The organism is Vibrio sp. Vb1554, assembly GCF_033344235.1.
The window spans coordinates 229056-252020 of sequence record NZ_JAWPOJ010000001.1; the positions used below are offsets into that span (position 1 = coordinate 229056).

Annotated in this window: 5 protein-coding genes; 4 read left to right on the top strand and 1 reads right to left on the bottom strand. The window is 48.4% G+C overall.

Annotated features, from left to right (window positions below; translation table 11 throughout):
* Positions 1-76: 76 nt before the first annotated feature.
* The 4 genes from R8N28_RS01050 (at position 77) to R8N28_RS01065 (ending at position 22176) form a co-directional block, all read left to right on the top strand.
* A complete protein-coding gene (locus tag R8N28_RS01050; RefSeq protein ID WP_065275395.1) occupies positions 77-18754 on the top strand; it encodes a tandem-95 repeat protein in 18678 nt (6225 codons plus the stop codon).
* A 166-nt stretch (positions 18755-18920) separates the two neighbouring features.
* Positions 18921-19274 carry a hypothetical protein gene (locus tag R8N28_RS01055; RefSeq protein ID WP_005375589.1) on the top strand — a complete coding sequence of 118 codons (354 nt, stop codon included), beginning with the start codon at positions 18921-18923 and terminating at the stop codon, positions 19272-19274.
* Between the two features lie 121 nt (positions 19275-19395).
* A complete protein-coding gene (locus R8N28_RS01060; RefSeq protein ID WP_065275394.1) occupies positions 19396-21396 on the top strand; it encodes a methyl-accepting chemotaxis protein in 2001 nt (666 codons plus the stop codon).
* 300 nt (positions 21397-21696) lie between these two features.
* Entirely contained in the window at positions 21697-22176 is a 480-nt protein-coding gene (locus R8N28_RS01065) for a Dps family protein (RefSeq protein WP_005388254.1), read from the top strand.
* Between the two features lie 107 nt (positions 22177-22283).
* On the opposite strand, the gene R8N28_RS01070 is transcribed toward R8N28_RS01065, so the two are convergent.
* On the bottom strand, positions 22284-22898 hold the full coding sequence (locus R8N28_RS01070) for an HAD family hydrolase (RefSeq protein WP_065275393.1): 615 nt from the start codon (positions 22896-22898) through the stop codon (positions 22284-22286).
* Positions 22899-22965 lie beyond the last annotated feature (67 nt).

The window sequence follows — 22965 nt, forward strand, 5'->3', positions numbered from 1 at the left end:
AAAAGTTGGTTTCTAAAAATGGTGTCCTTTACTGCCTCTAAATACGATCAGTTAGCTAAAAGCAACGGAGGCTGTAATGGCAGGCGACACTAATCAAGAAAAAGACAATGAAAAGCTTAACGATGCGGTAGAGCAAACAGAAACGAAGGATACGGGGACAAAAGAAGAAAAACAGCAGTCGACCGTCTCTTCGACTGTAGCGACCGGTGCTGAAAGCGCAGATGCTGTTGATGAAGCCAATCGTGCGATGGAAGAAAATCCTAGTGGCGCGGGTACGGAAGAAGAAGCAGTGAGCTCGGGTGGCGCAGTTCAAGAAGAGGATACTGAAAGTAGCAGCGACTCTGACGCTGCACAATCCAATGTTGTTGATAGTGTAGCTTCTAGCGGAGAATCAGGTGACGAGGCTCTGGGCAGCGGTGGTTCGGATTCTGGGGCGGGTGCCCAAGCGGTCGGTGGTGGTGATGCCTCTGGCTCTGAAGGTGGTTCGGACGCAGAAGGCAATGAAGCGCAAGGACAAGCGGTACAAACTTCATCTGCGCCAAGTGCTTCTTCAGACTCTGAAGGTTCTCAAGGTGGTGACGAGCTAGATTCAGAAACCACTGAAGAGAGCTTCGCGGTGGATGTACAAGACACCAGCGAAGAAACCACGACGCAAGTAGAAGACGATTTCGACTCCGAAACTACGAGCGAAACGTTCCAAATTAAAGTCGAAGGTGAAAATGACGCGCCAGAAGTAGGGCAAGATCTGGCATACATCATGGATGAAGATGGCACCATTACCTTCACGCAAGAACAACTTCTCGGGTACGCGAGTGATGTTGATGGCGATGATCTTGCCGCATTCAACGTGCAAGTGGGTGCTAATGCATCCGTTGTGGATAATGGTGATGGCACTTATACCGTCACACCTGATACTGATTTTAATGGTGAACTCGGCTTAACGTTTGATATCAGTGATGGTCAAGAAACCATTTCTAGCTCGATTGATTTAACTGTTCGTCCAATCAATGACGCACCAGTGCCTGAAGATAAAACCTTTGAGATTGAAGAGGATGGTACGCTGATCTTCACCGATGCTGACCTGCTTACTGGCGCAACGGATATTGAAGGCGATAACCTAACAGTTGAGGGCGTAAGCTACGACGGTGGTGACGGCATCCTGACCGACAACGGTAATGGGACTTACACTTTTGCGCCAAATGAAAACTTCAATGGTGACGTAAACTTCAGCTTTGATGTGTCCGACGGTACGGATACGGTTTCTGCCAACATTGATGTCAGTGTTACGCCAGTCGATGATGCGCCAGTGTCTGGCAATCTTGCTTACTCGGTGGACGAAGATGGCTCGATTCGTTTGAGTCAAGAACAGTTGTTGTCGCAAGCTTCCGATGTGGAAGGCGATGCACTGACGGCTTCTAACCTTTCGGTAGATGGCAATGCGACGGTGACTCAAAATGACGATGGTAGCTTCACCATCACGCCGGACGCAGATTTCAATGGTGATATCGACATCAGCTTCGATATCTCAGATGGCACGAATACCGTTCAAGCAACCGCTGACCTAACCGTTAATCCAATCAACGATCTGCCTGTTCCTCAAGACCAACAATTCAGTGTGGAAGAGGACGGCACTCTTCAATTTACTGATGCAGATCTGCTTGCAGGTGCTACCGACATTGAAGGCGATGACCTTTCTGTAACGGGAATCAGCTATGAAGGCACCGACGGCGTTCTAACTGACAATGGAGATGGCACATATAGCTTTGCGCCAAATGAGAACTTCAATGGCGATGTGAACTTCAGCTTCGACGTATCTGATGGCACAGATACGGTTTCAGCGAATGTAGATGTGAGCGTCACGCCGGTGAATGATCCTCCGGTGGCTGGTTCAACGTCTTACACGGTTCACGAAGACAACTCTATTACCATTTCTGACGCGCAACTGTTGGCAAATTCTTCGGATCTAGAAGGGGATGTCTCGATTGATAGCGTGAGCTACTCTGGCAGCGATGGTGTGTTGCAAATCAATGGCGACGGTACGTACACCTTCTCTCCAAATGAAAACTTTAATGGTGAAGTGACGCTTGATGTTGTCGTCGCTGATGAAGAAGGCGCAACGGATGTCACCACTGCTGGCATTACGGTGCTGGAAGTGAACGATCCACCAGTCGCAGGACCAACTTCTTACACCATTGATGAAGATTCTGTTCTGACCTTTAGTGAGTCGCAAGTGCTGTTGAATGCCTCTGATGTGGAAGGCGATGTAGAGCTTGTTGGCATTAGCTACGATGGTCCGGATGGCATTTTCACCGTTAACGATGATGGCACGTGCAGCTTCGCGCCAAACGAGAACTTTAACGGGCAAGTTCAACTTGATGTGACCATTCGAGATGAAGATGGAGCAGAAGTTGATACCGTCATCAATGTGAATGTATTGCCAATCAATGATGCGCCAGTATCGGGTGATTTGGCTTACAGCGTTGATGAAGACGGTGCAATTACGCTCAGCCAAGAGCAGCTTCTTTCTCAAGCGTCTGATATTGAGGGCGATGACCTGACTGCTAGCGATTTGACTGTAGATGGAAACGCAACCGTCACAGCGAACGATGATGGCAGCTTCACGATTACACCAGATGCGGACTTTAATGGTGACATTGATATCCAATTCAACATTACAGATGGCACAGACACTATCCAAGCAACGGCGGATCTAACGGTTAATCCAGTTAACGATCTTCCTGTTCCTCAAGACCAGCAGTTCAGTGTTGAAGAAGATGGCACGCTTCAGTTTACCGATGCAGACTTGCTTGCTGGCGCGACCGACATCGATGGCGATAACTTAACGGTTGATGGCATTAGCTACACAGGCAGCGATGGTGTGCTGACTGACCACGGTGATGGTACTTACACCTTTGCACCAAATGAAAACTTCAACGGCGATGTCAGCTTTAGCTTTGGTGTTTCTGACGGTACTGAGACCGTACCAGCCAACGTGGACGTGAGCGTCACTCCAGTGAACGATCCTCCGGTTGCGGGTTCAACGTCTTACACGGTTGATGAAGACAACGCGATTACCATTTCCGACGAGCAGCTTCTGGCTAACTCTTCAGATGTGGAAGGTGCAGTGTCCATCGATAGCGTGACCTATTCAGGCACCGATGGCGTATTCCAAGACAACGGTGACGGCACTTACACCTTCATGCCGAATGAGAACTTCAGTGGTGACATCAGCCTTGATGTGATTGTGGCGGATGAGCAAGGAGCGATTGACGAAACGACCGCAGGCATTACCGTCATTGAAGTGAATGACCCTCCAGTTGCCGGTCCAACGTCTTACACGATTGATGAAGATTCAGTACTGACATTCAGTGAGTCACAAATTCTTGCCAACGCATCTGATATCGAGGGTGATGTAGAGCTTGTTGGCATCAGCTATGAAGGCTCGGATGGTATCTTTACCGTCAATGGCGATGGTACTTGTAGTTTTGCGCCAAACGAGAACTTCAATGGTCAAGTTCAGTTGGATGTGACCATTCAAGATGAGAATGGGGCAACCGTTGATACGCACATCAATGTCGACGTATTGCCAATCAACGATCCACCAGTATCGGGTGATTTGGCTTACACCATCAACGAAGACAGCTCAATTACGCTAAGCCAAGAGCAACTGCTTGCCAAAGCGGGCGATATTGATAGCGAGAACCTTGAAGCCATCAATCTATCGACAGATGACAACGCGACAATTCAATACAACGATGATGGCAGCTACACCATCACACCAGATGAAAACTACAACGGTGACCTAGATCTGACCTTCGATATCATTGATAACGATGGCGGCTCGGTACAAGTTGGTCTGGATATTACGGTTAATCCTGTGAATGACTTGCCACAAGCGCAAGATCAACAGTTCACGGTAGAAGAAGATGGCACCTTGCTGTTCACGGATGCAGACCTATTGGAAGGTGCATCGGATATTGATGGCGATGATCTGTCTATCGAAAACGTTCTCTACACAGGTGCGGATGGTGTACTTACCGACAATGGTGATGGCACTTATAGTTTCGCGCCGAATGAGAACTTCAACGGTGATGTTCAGTTCACATTCGATGTGTCTGACGGCACAGGTTCAACACCAGCATTCATTGATGTCAGCGTGACACCAGTGAACGATCCACCGGTTGCCGGTTCTACGTCTTACACGGTTCAAGAAGACGGTCAAATCACCATTAGTGACGAGCAGTTGTTAGCTAACTCTTCTGATGTGGAAGGCGATGTAGCCTTGGCGAATGTTAGCTACTCTGGTAACGACGGTAGCTTCGTGGACAATGGCGACGGCACATATACCTTCACGCCAAATGAGAACTTTGACGGTAACATTTCTCTCGACGTTACGGTTATCGACCAAGATGGTGCAACGGATACAACAACCGCAGGCATCGATGTTATCGCGGTGAACGACGCACCAGAAACGTCAGGTATTCAAGCTGAGGTGGATGAAGATAACGCCATCACCATCACGCAAGAACAGTTGCTTGCGAATGCGACTGACATTGAAGGTGATGACCTTGTTGCCAGCAATCTACAAACCAATGACCCGGATGCGACGATCGTAGCCAACGATGATGGTTCATTCACGATTACGCATACGGAAAACTTCAATGGTGAGTTGGACTTCACTTACAACATCAGCGATGGCGAAAATGATGTTCTGACCACGTTGGATCTGACCGTTAATCCTGTCAACGATGCGCCAGAAGCGGGCGACGAGGTCTTTATTCAAGCAGAAGAAGACCAAACAGTGGGTGTTTCTCTGCGTGAAGAGCCTGCGTTACGTCTCGACCAAGCCCCTGAAAACGGCATCATCGAAGCGAATCTAAATGACGAATGGGTACAGCTAGAAGTCGGGCAGGAGGTTCCTGCAGATACGGAAGTGCGCTTCATTCCCAATGATGATGCATTGGCAAACGGTACGCACACGAGTCAAATTGGTACCTTTGATGACAATGCGAGCCTTGATGATTGGGGGACAGCTGTTGACCCTTACACACGTGAGTTTGTTGATGGCGATTTGAAAGTTACTGTTCAAAGTAATGATGACCCACTCGGTGCGTGGAATGGTAAAACACACATCGGTCACGGTATTGGCGATACTGACCGCCAAGGCTTGAGCGGTGATGAAAAACTGACTGTGACTGTTGAAGGTCAAGACATCAACGAAATCAGTTTCCACCTAGATGGCCTAGGCGGCTGGTTTATGGAAGAGTCTCGCCACTTTACGGAAGTCGAAATTCGCGCATTCAACTCTGATGGTGACTTGATCGACTCGATGACTTATCACAAAGAAGATCGTGGTAGCTATGAGACGGATTACACCCTAACGGTGAACGAGCCTGTATCTTACTTCGAACTAGGTACGATTCAAGGTAACGGTACTTACGTGGTTCAAAACATGACGGTTTCGCAAACTTGTCATGATGAAGCGGTGTTCACATCTATTGGCGTGGACGGTACGGAAATCACGGAGACGGTAGAACTGAATATCCGAGAAGGTGACAGTGAAATCGAACTGACCGCTGACTTGCCAAATGTGACCATCGATACCGAAGGTTCTACGCAGTTTGCCTCTGTGGTTATCACAGAAGAGCAGCTTTTAGCACAAGCGAGTGATATCGATAGTGATGTCCTTGATATTCAAAACCTAGAGCTGGTGGGGGATAACGCGGAGCACGCTACGTTAACCGACAACGGCGATGGTACATGGACAGTCACACCAGATGAGAACTTCTACGGTGAGATTGAGCTAGGTTACCAAGTCACGGATGGTGAACTCACTGACGACAACATCATCAACATCAACTTCGAAGCAGTAAACGATGCGCCAATCGTTTCTGGTCCGATTGTGTTGTCGACTGATGAGGATGTGGGCATTACGTTTAGCGCGGACGATCTGCTTGCCAATGCAAGTGACGTGGAAGGCGATGCGCTGTCTATCTCTGATATCTCTTACAGCGGTGATAACGGTGAGCTTGTCGACAATGGCGACGGCACTTACACCTTTATGCCGAATGAAAACTTCAATGGTGAAGTCGACATCGATTACAAAGTCTTCGATGGCACCGATGAAGTCGATACCCATCTAGATCTGACCGTTATTCCAGTCAACGATGTGCCAGTTCCTGGTGCGCCGCTGCATACTCAAATGCTAGAAAACGGCACGATCATCATCGAAGCAAAAGACCTGTTATCAGGTGCGACCGATGTGGATGGCGACATTCTGCATATCGAGAACCTGCTGCTTGTTGACCAGTCACAAGGTACGTTGACAGACAACGGCGACAACACCTTTACCTTCGAGCCAACTTCGAACTTCTACGGCGAAGTGAACCTGACCTTCGACATCAGCGATGGTCAAGCAAGCGCACCAAGCACTGCGAAGATCGATGTTGAGATCGTCAACGAAGGTCCAGAGGTCAGCGGCCCTGTTGATGCGGTCGTCGATGAAGATGGCTCAATTACCATCACTCAAGAAGACTTGTTAGCGAACGCGACGGACGTGGATGGTGACAACCTTGAAGCGGTGAACCTGTCGACCAACGATCCTAATGCAACCATCGTTGTGAACGCTGATGGTAGCTTCACGATTACACCGAGTGAAAACTTCTTTGGTGAAATCGAATTTACTTATGATGTAACTGACGCGATTGAAACCGTCGCTGCAGATCTAAACCTCACCGTTAACCCTGTGAACGACCTGCCAGATGTGCCTGATTTGTCCTTCACTACAGAAGATGGCGAAGCTATCACGATTACTGAAGCAGAGCTGCTGGCTCAAGCGACGGACATCGAAGGCGATGACTTATCTGTTGTGAACGTGACGAGCTTAAGCGACACGGTTCAAGTAACAGACAATGGCGATGGCACTTACACGTTAACGCCAGAGCAGGGCTTCTTCGGTAATGTTGACCTCACGTTTGATGTGAGCGATGGCACCGATGTGGTGGCGGCAAACATCGACTTGAAAGTTGAGTTCGTCAACGACGCACCAGAAGCAGCGCCAATCGTGGCAGACGTGGACGAGGATGGTTCTATCCTCGTGACACAAGAGATGCTACTTGAAAATGCCAGCGATCAAGATGGTGATGACCTATACGCAACGGCACTAGAAACCAATGATCCGAATGCCTCTATCGTGGATAACGGCGACGGCACCTTCACGGTGACACCGTCGGAAAACTTCAATGGTGACATTGCATTCACTTATGAAGTGAGTGACGGTGAACTAAGTGTTGCTAATGAAATGACATTGACGGTGAATCCAGTCAATGACATTCCAATTGTTGCGCCTGGCATGTACCAAATTGAAGAGGATGGCAGCATCCTGTTCACGCAAGAAGATCTGCTAAGTGGCGCGATTGATATTGATGGTGATGACCTCACCGTTACCAGCATTAACTACTCGGGTGATGAAGGTACTGTAACGGACAACGGTGACGGCACATTTAGCTTCGTACCAGAAGAGCACTTCAGTGGTGACTTGCAGTTCAGCTTTACGGTTTCTGACGGTACGGATGAAGTTGAGCAAGACATTAATGTCCATATCGAAGCTGTGGCAGATGCGCCAGACCTAGTCATCACTGATGGCGACGGTCGAAACGTGGATGACCAAGCGATCTTGGTTGAGCCAGGCGGTATTGTTGAAGTGAACATCGCCGCAGCATTGGTTGACCAAGACTTGTCAGAAACGCTGACTGTGACCGTTGATGGCGTTCCAGAAGGTTCGGTGATCAGCTACGACAACGAAGGGGTACTTAACGATCAAGACAACGGTATCACCAGTTTTAACGATACTGAAATCACGGTTACCTTTGAAGGTGAAACCGCGGGTTACCAAAACGCAGCTGGCTATTACAAAGTTGATGAAGACGGCAATATCACGGGCGTTGAAGTGGTGTACGAAAACGCCTCTCAAGTTGGCGGAGGCGGTGACCTCATTCCGGGACAAGATCAGTTCAGCTTCCAAATCTCGGAAGGGGAAAGCTTCAACCTATTCTTGATTCCTAACGGTCATAACTTCAATGACTTTGCGTCCATGCAAGATGGTCAGTATGAGTTCCGTGCGGCAGATGGCTCTCCTGCGAACATGGATACGGTCGACCCACAACTCGTGTTTGTGGGTGCTGATGGTTCTGAAACCGTGATTCAAAGCCAATTTGGTGATGCAGTCTTCCATGGCGGCACAAGCTCAGAGCTCAACCAAGATGGCATTGAACATACTCGAACTACTGTGAACGAAGACGGTGAACTGGTTTACGGCTTTGAAGATCTCTACGGTGGCGGCGATGCCGATTATAGTGACTTCAACTTCACCATTGATGTAGGTGAAGTGAACAGCCAGATCTACAGCGGTGAAGTAACAGTCGGTCCAGATGGTTCTGTAACGCTTCCAACCACAGCAATTGAACAAGAGCTACAGATTCAATTGCCAGAAGACTTTAACCAACAGCTAGAAATCAATGTAACGGCAACGGCGACAGAGCTATCAAATAATGATTCTGAAACCGTTTCTCAAACCATCTACGTCAATGCAACGGGTGCTCACATTGAACATACGCCTGAAGCATTGCCTGTTTCTGCTGTGGTTGAAGAAGATGGTTCAATCCTAATCACGCAAGAAGATTTGCTCGCTAATGCGCGTGACTTGGATGGAGACCAACTGATAGCACTGAACTTGGCAACGGATGATGAAAACATCACCATCACAGACAATGGTGACGGTACTTACACCTTAACGCCAGATGCGGACTTTAATGGTGACATCACCTTTACGTTCGATGTGTCTGACGGCGATGATGTTGTCTCAACCAACCTTGAGTTATTGGTGTCACCAGTTAACGATGCGCCTGAACCACAAGATCAAGCGTTCACTGTTGGTGAAGATGGTGTGCTGACCTTTACTGATGCGGATCTGCTAACAGGCGCTACCGATATTGAAGGGGATGACTTATCTGTTGAGGGCGTCACTTACACAGGTGCAGACGGTGTTCTTACTGACAATGGTGATGGCACATATAGCTTCGCACCAAACGAGAACTTTAATGGCGACGTGAACTTCACTTTCGATGTTTCCGATGGCACGGATACCGTGACGGCGAATATCGACGTAAGCGTGACGCCGGAGAACGATCCACCGGTTGCAGGCAGCACGGCTTACACCGTTCATGAAGACAATTCGATTACCATTAGTAACGAACAGCTGTTGGCTAACTCGTCTGATATAGAAGGCGAAGTGGCGATTGATAGCGTGAGCTACAGCGGTAACGATGGTGTGTTAGAAATCAACGGTGATGGTACGTACACCTTCTCACCAAACGAAAATTTCAGCGGCGAGGTGAGCCTAGATGTTGTCGTTGTCGATGAAGATGGTGCAACGGACTCGACCACTGCAGGCATTACTGTGATTGAGGTAAATGACCCACCAATCGCAGGTCCTACCGCATACACTATCGATGAAGACCAAGTTCTAACCTTCAGTGAATCGCAAGTGCTACTGAATGCTTCGGATGTTGAAGGGGATGTTGAGCTAGTAGGCATCAGCTACGACGGTCCAGATGGCATCTTCTCAGTAAACGGTGATGGTACTTGTAGCTTTGCACCGAATGAAAACTTCAACGGTCAAGTACAGTTGGATGTGACCATTCGCGATGAAGATGGCGCAGAGGTTGATACTTACATCACAGTCGATGTCTTACCAATCAATGATGCACCTGTATCTGGTAACTTGGCGTACAGCGTTGATGAAGACAATTCAATTACGCTTAGCCAAGAGCAGCTTCTTGCTCAAGCATCGGATGTAGAAGGTGATGCGCTGACTGCGTCTAATCTAGTGGTTGACGGTGATGCAACGGTTACGGCAAATGATGATGGCAGCTTTACCATTACGCCTGATGCGAACTTCAATGGTGACATTGATATCACGTTCGATATCAACGACGGCAGCGACACTATTGTTGCAACGGCGGACCTAACCGTTAACCCAGTTAATGACTTGCCGCAGCCGGAAGATCAAGCGTTCACCATTGGTGAAGATGGTGTGTTGACCTTCACTGATCAAGACCTGTTGGATGGTGCAACGGACATCGATGGCGATGATCTATCGGTAGAAGGTGTCACTTACACAGGCGCGGACGGTGTCCTAACTGACAATGGAGATGGTACCTATAGCTTCGCACCGAATGAGAACTTCAATGGCGACGTGAACTTTACCTTCGATGTTTCTGACGGCACGGATACCGTGACCGCAAACATTGACGTAAGCGTGACGCCAGAGAACGATCCACCAGTGGCAGGTAGCACATCTTACACGGTGCATGAAGACAATTCGATCACCATTAGTAACGAACAGCTGTTGGCTAACTCATCTGATATAGAAGGCGAAGTGGCGATTGATAGCGTCAGCTACAGCGGCACAGATGGTGTGTTCCAAGACAATGGTGACGGTACGTACACCTTCTCGCCAAACGAGAACTTCAATGGTGAAGTGAGCCTAGATGTTGTCGTGGTCGATGAAGACGGTGCGACGGATTCAACTACCGCAGGTATTACAGTACTTGAGGTGAACGATCCACCAATCGCAGGTGCGACCAGCTACTCAGTGAACGAAGACGAAGTCATCACCATTAGCTCTGAACAGCTATTGGCGAACGCTTCTGATGTTGAAGGTGAAGTTGCGATTGATAGCGTCAGCTACAGCGGCTCCGACGGTATCTTTACCGATAACGGTGACGGTACATTCAGCTTCGCACCAAACGCCAACTTCGATGGCGATGTCAGCCTAGATGTTGTGGTTGTTGATGAAGACGGTGCAACTGCGGCAACTAACGCAAACATCGATGTATTGCCAATCAACGATGCGCCAGTATCGGGCAACTTGGCTTACAGTGTCGATGAAGACAATTCAATTACGCTAAGCCAAGAACAGCTTCTTGCTCAAGCATCGGATGTAGAAGGTGACGCGCTAACCGCGACTAACCTAGTGGTTGACGGTGATGCAACGGTCACGGCAAACGATGATGGCAGCTTCACCATCACGCCTGATGCGAACTTCAATGGCGACATTGATATCACGTTCGACATCAACGACGGCACCGACGCTATTGTTGCAACAGCTGACCTGACGGTTAATCCAGTTAACGACCTACCACAGCCAGAAGATCAAGCGTTCACCATTGGTGAAGATGGCGTCTTGTTGTTCACTGATGAGGATCTGCTTGATGGCGCAACAGATATCGATGGCGATGACCTATCGGTTGAAGGCGTGAGCTACACAGGCGCTGATGGTGTTCTAACCGACAATGGTGATGGCACTTACAGCTTCGCGCCAAACGAAAACTTCAATGGCGACGTGAACTTTACCTTCGATGTTTCCGATGGCACGGATACCGTGACCGCAAATATCGATGTAAGCGTGACGCCAGAGAACGATCCACCAGTGGCAGGCAGCACGTCTTACACGGTGCATGAAGACAATTCGATCACCATCAGTAACGAGCAGTTATTGGCTAACTCATCTGACGTAGAAGGTGAAGTAGCAATCGACACCGTCAGCTACAGTGGCGCAGATGGCGTGTTCCAAGACAATGGTGACGGTACTTACACCTTCTCGCCAAACGAGAACTTCAATGGTGAAGTGAGCCTAGATGTTGTCGTGGTAGATGAAGACGGTGCGACGGACTCAACCACCGCTGGCATTACTGTTCTTGAGGTGAACGACCCACCAATCGCAGGCGCGACCAGCTACTCAGTTAACGAAGATGAAGTCATCACCATTAGCTCTGAGCAGCTATTGGCGAATGCTTCTGATGTTGAAGGTGAGGTGGCGATTGATAGCGTCAGCTACAGCGGCTCCGACGGTATCTTTACTGACAACGGCGATGGCACATTCAGCTTCGCACCAAACGAAAACTTCAACGGTGATGTCAGCCTAGATGTTGTCGTGACCGATGAAGATGGCGCAACTGCGACAACCAACGCGAACATTGATGTATTGCCAGTCAATGATGCTCCGGTATCAGGTGATTTGGCTTACAGCGTGGATGAAGATGGTTCTATCACTCTCAGCCAAGAGCAACTTCTTGCACAAGCAGGCGACGTGGATGGTGATGACCTAACCGCGGCGAACCTCACTGTTGACGGCAATGCGACCGTTGTTGCGAATGACGATGGCAGCTTCACTATCACACCAGATGCGGACTTCAATGGCGACATTGATCTGAGCTTCGACATTACGGACGGCGATGCGACCATTCAAGCCACTGCCGATCTGACTGTGAACCCAGTGAACGACCTACCAACGGTTGGTCAACCACAGTTTGTTACGCAAGAAGACACCAGTTTCACCTTCACCGAAGAGCAACTGCTGCAAAATGCAGGTGATATCGATAGTGATAACCTAACGGTTGAGAACGTTGCTTCTGACAGTGGTACGTTAGTCGACAACGGTGACGGCACGTACACCTTCGCTCCGAATGAAAACTTCGATGGCAACGTGAACGTAACGTTTGATGTCAACGATGGAACCGCTACCGTGCCAGCAGAAGCGAACATTGATGTTCAATCTGTGGTTGATATGCCAGAGCTTTCGATTGCTTCGGACTTGGTGATTGCGTCTGATAACTTCGAGTCTGGCTCGAACGGTTGGAACGCGAACACTGAGAGCTCACAAGGCTTCGAAACGGGCGACATGTTGGGTCGTATTGGTGGCACTGGCGGTGATGAAGCGGTCAGCAAAACCTACGAGATCCCAAGCGATGTTAATGAAGTGAATATCTCGTTTAGCTTCTACGAAATCGATTCTTGGGATGGCGAGTCGTTCCAAATCTTTGTGGGCGGTGAACAGCTAACCACCTTGGAAAACTCCGCGTTCCGTACTCAAGATGGCACGACAACGCTTTACGACTCAGATGGTAATGAAGTGGGTGAAGTGATCCACGGAGCCTCTCAACGTGAAGGCTTCAGTGGTTGGAACGACCAAGCTCACCAAGTGAACTTAACCGTTCCGGTGGAAGACGGTCAGCTTCAGTTAGGCTTTGGTTCTACGCTAAACCAAAGTATTCCTGACGAGTCATTCGGCATCGACAACATTGAAATCACGGTAGCGGACGCGGATTACCAAATCATTGGTACCGAAGATACACCAGTGCCGCTTGATATCGATGCAGCGTTAACCGATACCGATGGTTCAGAAAACCTCTCTATCTTGATTGAAGATGTGCCAGAAGGCAGCGCGCTATCAGCGGGTGTCGATAATGGTGACGGCACTTGGTCACTACAACCGGGCGAGCTAGAAGGGCTAGAGTTTATTCCTTCTGCGGACTTCAATGGCGATGTGACGCTAACCGTGAATGCAACCTCTACAGATGTGGATACCGGAACCACGGCAACAGCAACGCAAGATGTGACGATTCATATCTCGCCAACCAATGATGCACCAGAAGTGACGGGTGATATCAGCGCAGTCACTGCCGAAGACAATAGCATTACGTTAACTCAAGAGCAGTTACTGGAGCACGCTGTTGATATCGATGGCGATGACTTAAGTGCAATCAACCTGAGCACCAATGATGAAAATGCAACGGTTGAAATGAACGAGGATGGCAGCTTCACCATTACTCCGAGCGAGAACTTCTACGGTGACATCGAGTTCACCTACGATGTGACTGACGGGGAAGAAGTGGTTGCTGCTGGCCTCGACTTAACAGTAACACCAGTCAATGATGCTCCAGAGCCACAAGATCAAGCGTTCACCGTGGGTGAGGATGGTGTTCTTACCTTCACAGATGCAGACCTATTAACAGGCGCGACGGATGTAGAAGGTGACAACCTAACCGTTGAAGGCGTGACTTACACAGGCGCAGATGGTGTCCTAACCGATAACGGTGATGGCACGTACAGCTTCGCGCCAAACGAAAACTTCAATGGCGACGTGAACTTCACCTTTGATGTTTCTGATGGCACGGACACCGTGACCGCGAATATCGATGTAAGCGTGACGCCAGAGAACGATCCACCGGTGGCAGGCAGCACGTCTTACACTGTGCATGAAGACAACTCGATCACCATCAGTAATGAACAGTTACTAGCGAACTCATCGGATATTGAAGGTGATGTATCGATTGATAGCGTGAGCTATAGCGGTAACGATGGTGTGCTGGAAATCAACGGTGATGGCACGTACACCTTCTCGCCAAACGAGAACTTCAATGGCGAAGTGAGCCTAGATGTTGTTGTAATCGACGAAGATGGCGCGACGGATTCAACTACCGCAGGTATCACGGTACTTGAGGTGAACGATCCGCCAATCGCAGGCACAACCAGTTACACCATTGATGAAGATGAAGTCATCACCATCAGTGCAGAACAGTTGTTGGCAAACTCTTCCGATATTGAAGGTGAGGTAGCACTAGATAGCGTGAGCTACAGTGGCAGCGAAGGTATCTTTACCGACAATGGTGATGGTACGTTCAGCTTTGCACCAAACCAAAACTTCAATGGTGAAGTGAACCTTGATGTTGTAGTCGTGGACGAAGATGGTGCGACCGCTTCGACGACGGCAAACATTGATGTTCTGCCAATCAATGATGCTCCAGTATCGGGTGACTTGGCTTACAGTGTCGACGAAGACAACTCAATCACGCTAAGCCAAGAACAATTGTTGGCACAAGCAACGGATGTAGAAGGTGATGCACTAACCGCTTCTAACCTAGTGGTTGACGGTGATGCGACGGTTACGGCTAATGACGATGGTAGCTTTACCATTACGCCTGACGCGAACTTTAATGGCGACATTGATATCACGTTCGATATCAACGATGGCAGCGATACTATCGTTGCAACGGCGGACCTAACGGTTAACCCAGTTAATGACTTGCCGCAGCCAGAAGATCAAGCGTTCACTATTGGTGAAGATGGTGTGTTGACCTTCACTGACCAAGATCTGCTTGATGGCGCAACGGATATTGATGGTGATGACCTATCGGTAGAAGGTGTCAATTACACTGGTGCCGATGGTGTCCTAACCGATAACGGTGATGGTACCTACAGCTTTGCTCCAAACGAGAACTTCAATGGTGATGTGAACTTTACCTTCGATGTTTCTGATGGCACGGATACCGTGACCGCAAATATCGACGTAAGCGTGACGCCAGAGAACGATCCACCGGTTGCAGGCAGCACGTCTTACACGGTGCATGAAGACAATTCGATCACCATCAGTAACGAGCAGTTATTGGCTAACTCATCTGACGTCGAAGGCGAAGTCGCGATTGATAGTGTCAGCTACAGCGGCGCAGATGGCGTGTTCCAAGACAATGGTGATGGTACGTACACCTTCTCTCCAAACGAGAACTTCAATGGCGAGGTCAGCCTAGACGTTGTAGTTGTCGATGAAGAGGGTGCGACAGACTCAACCACTGCGGGTATTACCGTTCTTGAGGTGAACGATCCACCAATCGCAGGTGCGACAAGTTACTCTGTCAATGAAGACGAAGTCATTATCTTCACGGAAGAGCAACTGCTAGCGCAATCAAGCGATGTGGAAGGCGACGTGAGCCTAGAAAGCGTCTCTTACAGTGGTAACGACGGCATTCTAACGGCGAATGACGATGGCACTTACAGCTTCGCACCAAATGAAAACTTCAACGGTGGCGTAAGCCTAGACGTAGTCGTCGCTGATGAAGACGGTGCAACTGCGACAACCAACGCGAACATTGATGTATTGCCAGTCAACGATGCTCCGGTATCTGGCGATTTGGCTTACAGCGTCGATGAAGACGGTTCAATCACATTGAGTCAAGAGCAGTTACTGGCTCAAGCGGGTGACGTCGACAGCGATAATCTAGAAGCGGTGAACTTAACCGCGGTAGCCAATGCGACCGTTGTTGAGAACCAAGATGGTAGCTTCACGATTACGCCTGATGCGAACTTCAATGGCGATATCGACCTAAGCTTCGACTTGATTGATAACGATGGTGCGAGCGTGGAAGTGGGCGTTGACCTAACGGTGAACCCAATTAACGATGCGCCGCAATCAACGCCAGTGAATATTGCTGGCACCGAAGATACCACCATTCTTATCACGCAGGACATGTTGCTTGCTAACGCGACAGACATCGACAACACCTACGACGAACTGTCTGCTGTCGACCTAGTTATTGATGAGCAATACGGTGACTTGCTAGACAACGGTGATGGCACTTGGTCATTCACTCCAGCTGAGAACTTCAATGGTGATGTGCCAATGTCGTTCGGTGTTAGCGATGGTGATTTAGTTACGCCGGTTGAAGGCAATCTAAACATCGAAGCGGTTAACGATGCACCAGAAGCGCCAACCATCCAGATGCAAGGCGAAGAAGATGTGGTCATGGTGATTGACCCAGCTTACATCGCTGATCAAGTTACGGATCTTGATGGTGACGAAATCAGCGTAGAAAGCATCACGGTTCGTGCTCCTGCAAACGCGACATTAACTCAGCAGCCAGATGGTATGTACCACTTGGTAACCACTCAAGACTTCAATGGTTTGGTGGAACTGGGCTACACCGCGACGGATGGTGAAGAAGTGGTTGAAGGCTCGTTGAATGTGGATGTTATCCCTGTCAACGATGCTCCATTCAATGTGGGTAATGCCTTTATGGCAACCGACGAAGATGGCGCATTCACCTTCGACGCTGGCGACCTGATGAACTTGTTCGGCGATATCGATACTGAAAACCTAGTCGTATCACGCATTATCACCGCAGAAGGTGAAGATGGTGGTGAGGTAACAGACAACGGTGACGGTACTTGGACGTTCACACCGACTGGCGATTTTGCAGGGGTTTCTGACTTGCAAGTTGTGGTAAGTGACGGTGAGTTTGAAACAGTACTTGATGTACCAGTGTTTGTTCGCCCTGTTGCGGATGGCGCGGTCATCACAACCGACCATGATGGTCCGTTAGTCTTCGGTGAGGACGAAACGGGTCACCTAGGCTTGAATGTCGGTCTAATCGACGATTCAGAAACGCTAAGTAACCTAGTGATGACTGGTTTCCCTGTTGGCTTCGAAGTTACGGATGGTGTGAACACCATTACCATCACGGAACCGGGTCAATACATCGACTTGAACGAGTGGGATATCTCAGACCTGCAAATGACGCCTCCGGCTGACTTTAATGGCGAGTTCTTCGTAACCGTGACCGCAACAACGGTGGATTACGGTGACGAGCCAGAAGAGTTTGAAGATGGCATCGATTCAGGTGACTTCGAAACCCTAGCGGGTGAGCCAGTTATCCTAACCGCAGATGACCTAATCGGATTGGCAGAGAATGTGGACGCTGACGCGGGTGATGAAGTGAAATTCGTTCACCTAGCTGATCGCAGCCAAGGTGAGATTGTCGATAACGGTGATGGCACATGGACATTCAATCCAGCACCAGGCTTTACTGGTGAAGCGGATATCGCTTATGTGATTGATAAAGACGGTGTGCTTCATGATGAGCAAACGGGTGTGGTCGTGAAAGAAGATGCGCCACAAGAGAATGCTTCTCCAGAAATCGACAGTATTTCTACCACAGAAATGGCAGCGGATGGCACCTTGTCGTTCACCAATGATGACATGCTATCGACCTTGAGCGATGCAGAAGGCGACAGCTTGAGCATTGAGTCAGTGAGTCTAATGGAAGGTCAAGGTGTGATAGAGACCGATAACCAAGGTAACTACCAATTCACACCAGCAGAAGGCTACACCGGAGATGTTCAAGTTGGTTTCATTGCAACTGACGGTGAAAACCGCATTGAGAGCTTCTTTAATGTCGACATCCAAGGTGAAGGTGAAACCACAACCAGCGAAGGCTACGCACTGGCTGATGATGGCTCACTAACACTAACGGAAGCACAGTTGATTGATGAGCTTGGCATTAGCCCTTCAGCAGAAGTGTTGGATGTCGCCGATGCAAACGATGCTGGTTTCTTCGCGAAATCAGGTGATGAAGAGTGGACATACTGGCCGAATGATGACTTCGATGGCAATTTAGCTATGGATGTTCAGGTCAACGACAACGGTGAAGTATCGACTCAGAATCTGAGCATCCAAGTTGCGGACGATTCAGCGCAAAGCGACGAGCCACAAATCCAAACTGCTCAAGCATCATCAGAGCAGCAAGTCGGCGAAGCGCAACAGCCTGAAGAGCAAGCAGCAAACGGTGCAGACAGTGAAGATGAGAGCGCAGCTGATGTGACTGCAGCACCAGGCGATACCATTTCTATCTCGGTTCCAGATGAGGTCAGTGGTAACGAATCGGTGGATTATGCAGAAATGTCCGGTCTACCTGATGGTGCATCAGTAAGCAACGCACTGGATAATGGCGATGGCAGCTTCACATTAAGTGGCAACCTGAACCAACCAGTATCGGTTGACTTACCAGAAGGTTACGAAGGTACGAGCGAAATCCAATTCCAAGGTTACGACGAATTGGGCAACGCGGTAGAAGGTGCGAGTGGCACAGTTGAAGTTGAAGTCGATGATCAATACACCATGCAAGGTTCTGCTCAAGATCAGCAACCAGACATGGCGGGTATGGAATCTGGCGGCAGCGACTGGACAAGTGCGGGAGGTCAAGATCAAGGTGTCGACTTCACGGATGACTCTGGCAGCTTCGACTCGGATACTCAAACGGGTACTGACCAAGGCAACGATTTCGATCAAAGCTCAATGTAACCAGTCCTAGACAAGGGCAGTGTCATTGCTGCCCGAACCAAAGCCATGCAGAGCCTACTTTGCATGGCTTTTTTGTTGGGTTTCTTTCTATGAGCTTTAGAAAAAACTTGGAAATTGAAAAAAGTATTCTTAGCTAGTTAAAGAGTGGGTTACAAGGAGGAGCGATATGTACCGTTATGTCAGTTCGCCAAAAGCATCGAAGTACATAGTGCCACCACCACAGCATCGTGAGTTGTCGAGTATCGATGTGCCGGAGTCAGAACTAGAGATGCGTGAAATTCTGAACAATTGGTTTGCCGATGGATTGGCGCCCATCATTCAAAATGAAGACAATTACATCTCTGCTAATGAGCAACAGCGCTTTGAGCAACTCAGCCGTACGGTGGGCGTGCTACTGCGTAATAAAGATTACTACTTCGCCACCAAGCGGATTCTCTCGTTGTGGGAGCAAGACTGCTTAGAAACGACTTACGTTAATTATCTGATTTTACGTAGTGAGCGCATACCATACTTCGAATAAGTCCCATTTCTTAGCTTGAAATAGTCGTTTACATGGTTTTCTTAGTAACTTTTGATACCTGTATTTAACATTTTTGTAAACATCGTTATATTTAAGGCTCATCGTTGTCAGGAGTTTATGGATGAACCTTACGATATCAGGGAAGTTGCAGCTCAGTTTTGTGCTGCTAGCCGTACTTTTTATGGCATCAGCGGTATTCACGTATCGCAACGTCACCACCGTAGAGCAATACGCCTCTTCGTTACTTAAATCCGATTTACCGACCGTCGACACCAGTCGCGGTATCCAACAGTCCGTTCAAGCGTCGCTGTCTTCTATTCGAGCCTACATGTTGCTAGGTGGCGATGAAGAGGCGAGCGCCCGTCTGAGTGGGGACGTGCGTAATATCATGGCGTCAACAGACGAGTCGCTTCCGACTTTGCAGGCTTTGATCTCTGAACAGGATTTTCAAGCGATTCAAACCCAGTGGGACGCGGTAAAAGTCTCTTTAAACAAGTTGATTGAACTCAGCCACAGTGACGAGAACTTGCCTGCGCACAACCTCTTTATTAACGAAGCGGCACCCATTGCAGAAGTGGCACTTGATCAGCTTCAAAGCTTAATCAATGAAGAGTCAGGAAACCCATTTGGTGGGGACAGAAAACGTCTGTTTAAAGTCTACGCCGACAGCTATACCTCGCTCGCTAATGCACTGTCTGCTTTGCGAGATTTCCTGTTGTACGGGCAGCAAGATCATTTGGACAAATACCACGACTTGATTAAGTACCACAATCAGTCCGTGGCGGAAATCGACAGTAAACTCGACAGACTGACTGATAACGACCAATCATTGTGGTCACTGTTTAAGGAAATGCAGCAACTGTACTTTCCTTTAGCAGAGCAGGTAATTGCATTGCGTCAATCGCCAGAGTGGAACGAATCAAACTTGTTAATGGCGAATGAACTGTTGCCAGCAGCGGATGCACTAGACCAAAGTTTAGAAACAATCGTATTAGCTCAGCAAAGTCGTGCAGATCAAAGCGGACAGGGTATTAATCAGTCGATCAAGAACGTACTGACCACTATGTTGATTGCTGCGGCATTGGTTTTGTTTGCCGCAGTAGCGATTTCAAAATACATGGGCAATACCATTGGTCGCCGAGTGAAAAACTTATCGGAGCGAGCCAAGACGATCGCTTCAGGGGACGTTTCTCAGCCTCCGCTCACCGTTGTTGGGAAAGATGAATTGGCTGACCTTACCGATTCGATTAACCGCATGAACCAATCGTTAGCGAGCATCGTGGCAGGGGTGAGTGAGAAAGCGCACCAAGTGGATACCAGCATGGGGGCTTTATTGGAATCGGCGCAAGTCACTTCATCGAATGTTGAACAGCAACAGACCAGCATTGTTGAAATGGGAAGCCAATTGGATGAAATCGCTTTAGCCGCGCGTAACACCCTAGATCAAGCCAATCAATCGGTGCAGAAGCTTTCTGATTCAAAAGGCGAGATTGAACAAGGTCGCGATGCACTAGAGCAAAACAAAGTCACCATGGAAAGCTTACATGGCAGCATTGAAGCCGCGAGCACGCAAGTGACGCAGTTAAGCAAAGAGAGCGAAGCCATTGGTCGAGTGACGGAAGTGATTGAAGGCTTAGCAGAACAAACTAACTTACTGGCATTGAATGCCGCGATAGAAGCAGCGCGTGCGGGTGACCAAGGACGAGGCTTTGCGGTTGTGGCGGACGAAGTACGCATGTTAGCGACGCGCACTACTCAATCGACGACAGAAATAAACGGCATTATCAATGCGATTCAACGCTCGACCAATTCGGTGGTTGAGGAGATAGAACACAGCCAATCACTTGCGGAGCAGGGCGCTGAGCACATTGAAAAAGCGGTAACTCGTTTGCTTGTCACGACCGAGCAAATTGGTTCTTTGAATGAACAAATGGCAGAGCTTGCGGCAGCGGCAGAGCAGCAATCTCATGCGACCAACTCGATCACTGGATTGATGTCCGGTATTACTCAATCAGTAGATGAGGTTTCGAATAACAGCCAACGTGCATCAGAGACATCATTGCAAGTAAAAGAGCAAGTTACCGAGCTGAATCAACAGATGGCAACTTTTAAAACGGCGTAGATAAGGTTTACGCCTGTTCATCTACTTTTGAACGTTAACCAAATAGTAAAAAAGCCCCAATCCTTTTTACACAAAAAGGGTTGGGGCTTTTTGTTGGATGATACGCCGATATTCGTCTACTTGCTCATTGGATTTAGCTATTTAAATCATAGCTAAAACCAAATTTTCTTCATCGAGTCGGAGTCGTAATATGACTCCATCGGCAGCAAATACTGCAAAAGAATTTTTAAACTTTATACCAATCCCGGTAAGAGAATCGTTCGTTACTACGATTGGTATTATCCTTCTAGGAGCAAGATTATGAACAAACAAGTAAGCCTAATTGGTCTAGACAGCGAACAATCAGCACAACTAGCTCAACAGTTAAATCAACTGCTAGCGCATTACCAAGTGTTGTACATGAACTCTCGCGGTTACCACTGGAACATCAAAGGTGCGCAATTCTTCGAACTGCATGTAAAATTTGAAGAGATCTACACTGATCTACAAACAAAAATCGATGAGCTTGCAGAGCGTATTCTAACTTTGGGTCATACGCCAGCGCACGCATTCAGCAACTACTTAGAAGCAAGTGAAATTAAAGAACATCAAAACGCGACTTCTGGTGAGGAGTGTGTACAAGGTCTGGTTCAAGGCTTTAGCGTTCTACTTCTAAAACAGCGTGAGATTCTACAAAACGCGGGTGAAGCAGATGACGAAGGTACAGCGGCATTGATGGGTGACTACATCCGTGAGCAAGAAAAATTAATGTGGATGCTTAACGCCTACCTACAAGGCTAAGCAGCGCATCACCCAAGCAATCCTTGGGAACGCATGAAACAATCGGGAATAAGTCATAAGGGGCACGTTGGTGCCCCTTTTTTGTGTGCGTATTTTATATGTGTGCTTTATTTGCGTGGTAAGGATTGGAAACGGCTCAATAAATCGCTGAGTTCATTAATCGCCAACGAGGCTGAATCATTGAAGGTTTCTTGATTACCGTGATGAACAAGGCAAGAGGGCATCTGCGCGTTATACGCTGCCTGCAAGTCGTAAAGGTAATCGCCGACATAAAGCACTTCGTCCGGCATCAAACGCCACTCTTTCGCCAATACCTGCAGAGACAAAGGGTCTGGCTTGGGCGGGAAGCATTCACGAGTGATGACTCGTTCCACTGAGATTTGGTTGTGTTCTAGTTTGCGCTGCGTGGCGATTTGGCAGTTGCGCGTCACGATAGCGGTTTTGATTTCATTTTGATGCAAGTGGGCGAGCAATTCATGGCAGCCAATCATTGGAGCAGACTGCTCAGCATCAGAAATCTCGTAATCAAATATCACGTTATGAGCGTGCTCTCGATGATGAGGATGCTCAAGTGCGTCGACAAAATCCAATAGATCTTCACTTTGCGGACAACCTAGCTGTTGTCGCAATTCTCCGAAGTTCATATCAGAACTCACCAAGGTGTTGTCTAAATCAAACACCACGGCTTTAATTTTATCGAGCTGTAAAGGGAATGGAATCATAATGACCTCGTACAACTTAACCGAACTATCGTTTTAAAAAACAAAAGGTTATTGTTAAGTTTAGATT

Coding starts and splice junctions, on each gene's coding strand:
- R8N28_RS01050 (WP_065275395.1), top strand. CDS start 77: ATGGCAGGCGACACTAATCAAGAAAAAGACAATGAAAAGCTTAACGAT.
- R8N28_RS01055 (WP_005375589.1), top strand. CDS start 18,921: ATGTACCGTTATGTCAGTTCGCCAAAAGCATCGAAGTACATAGTGCCA.
- R8N28_RS01060 (WP_065275394.1), top strand. CDS start 19,396: ATGAACCTTACGATATCAGGGAAGTTGCAGCTCAGTTTTGTGCTGCTA.
- R8N28_RS01065 (WP_005388254.1), top strand. CDS start 21,697: ATGAACAAACAAGTAAGCCTAATTGGTCTAGACAGCGAACAATCAGCA.
- R8N28_RS01070 (WP_065275393.1), bottom strand. CDS start 22,898: ATGATTCCATTCCCTTTACAGCTCGATAAAATTAAAGCCGTGGTGTTT.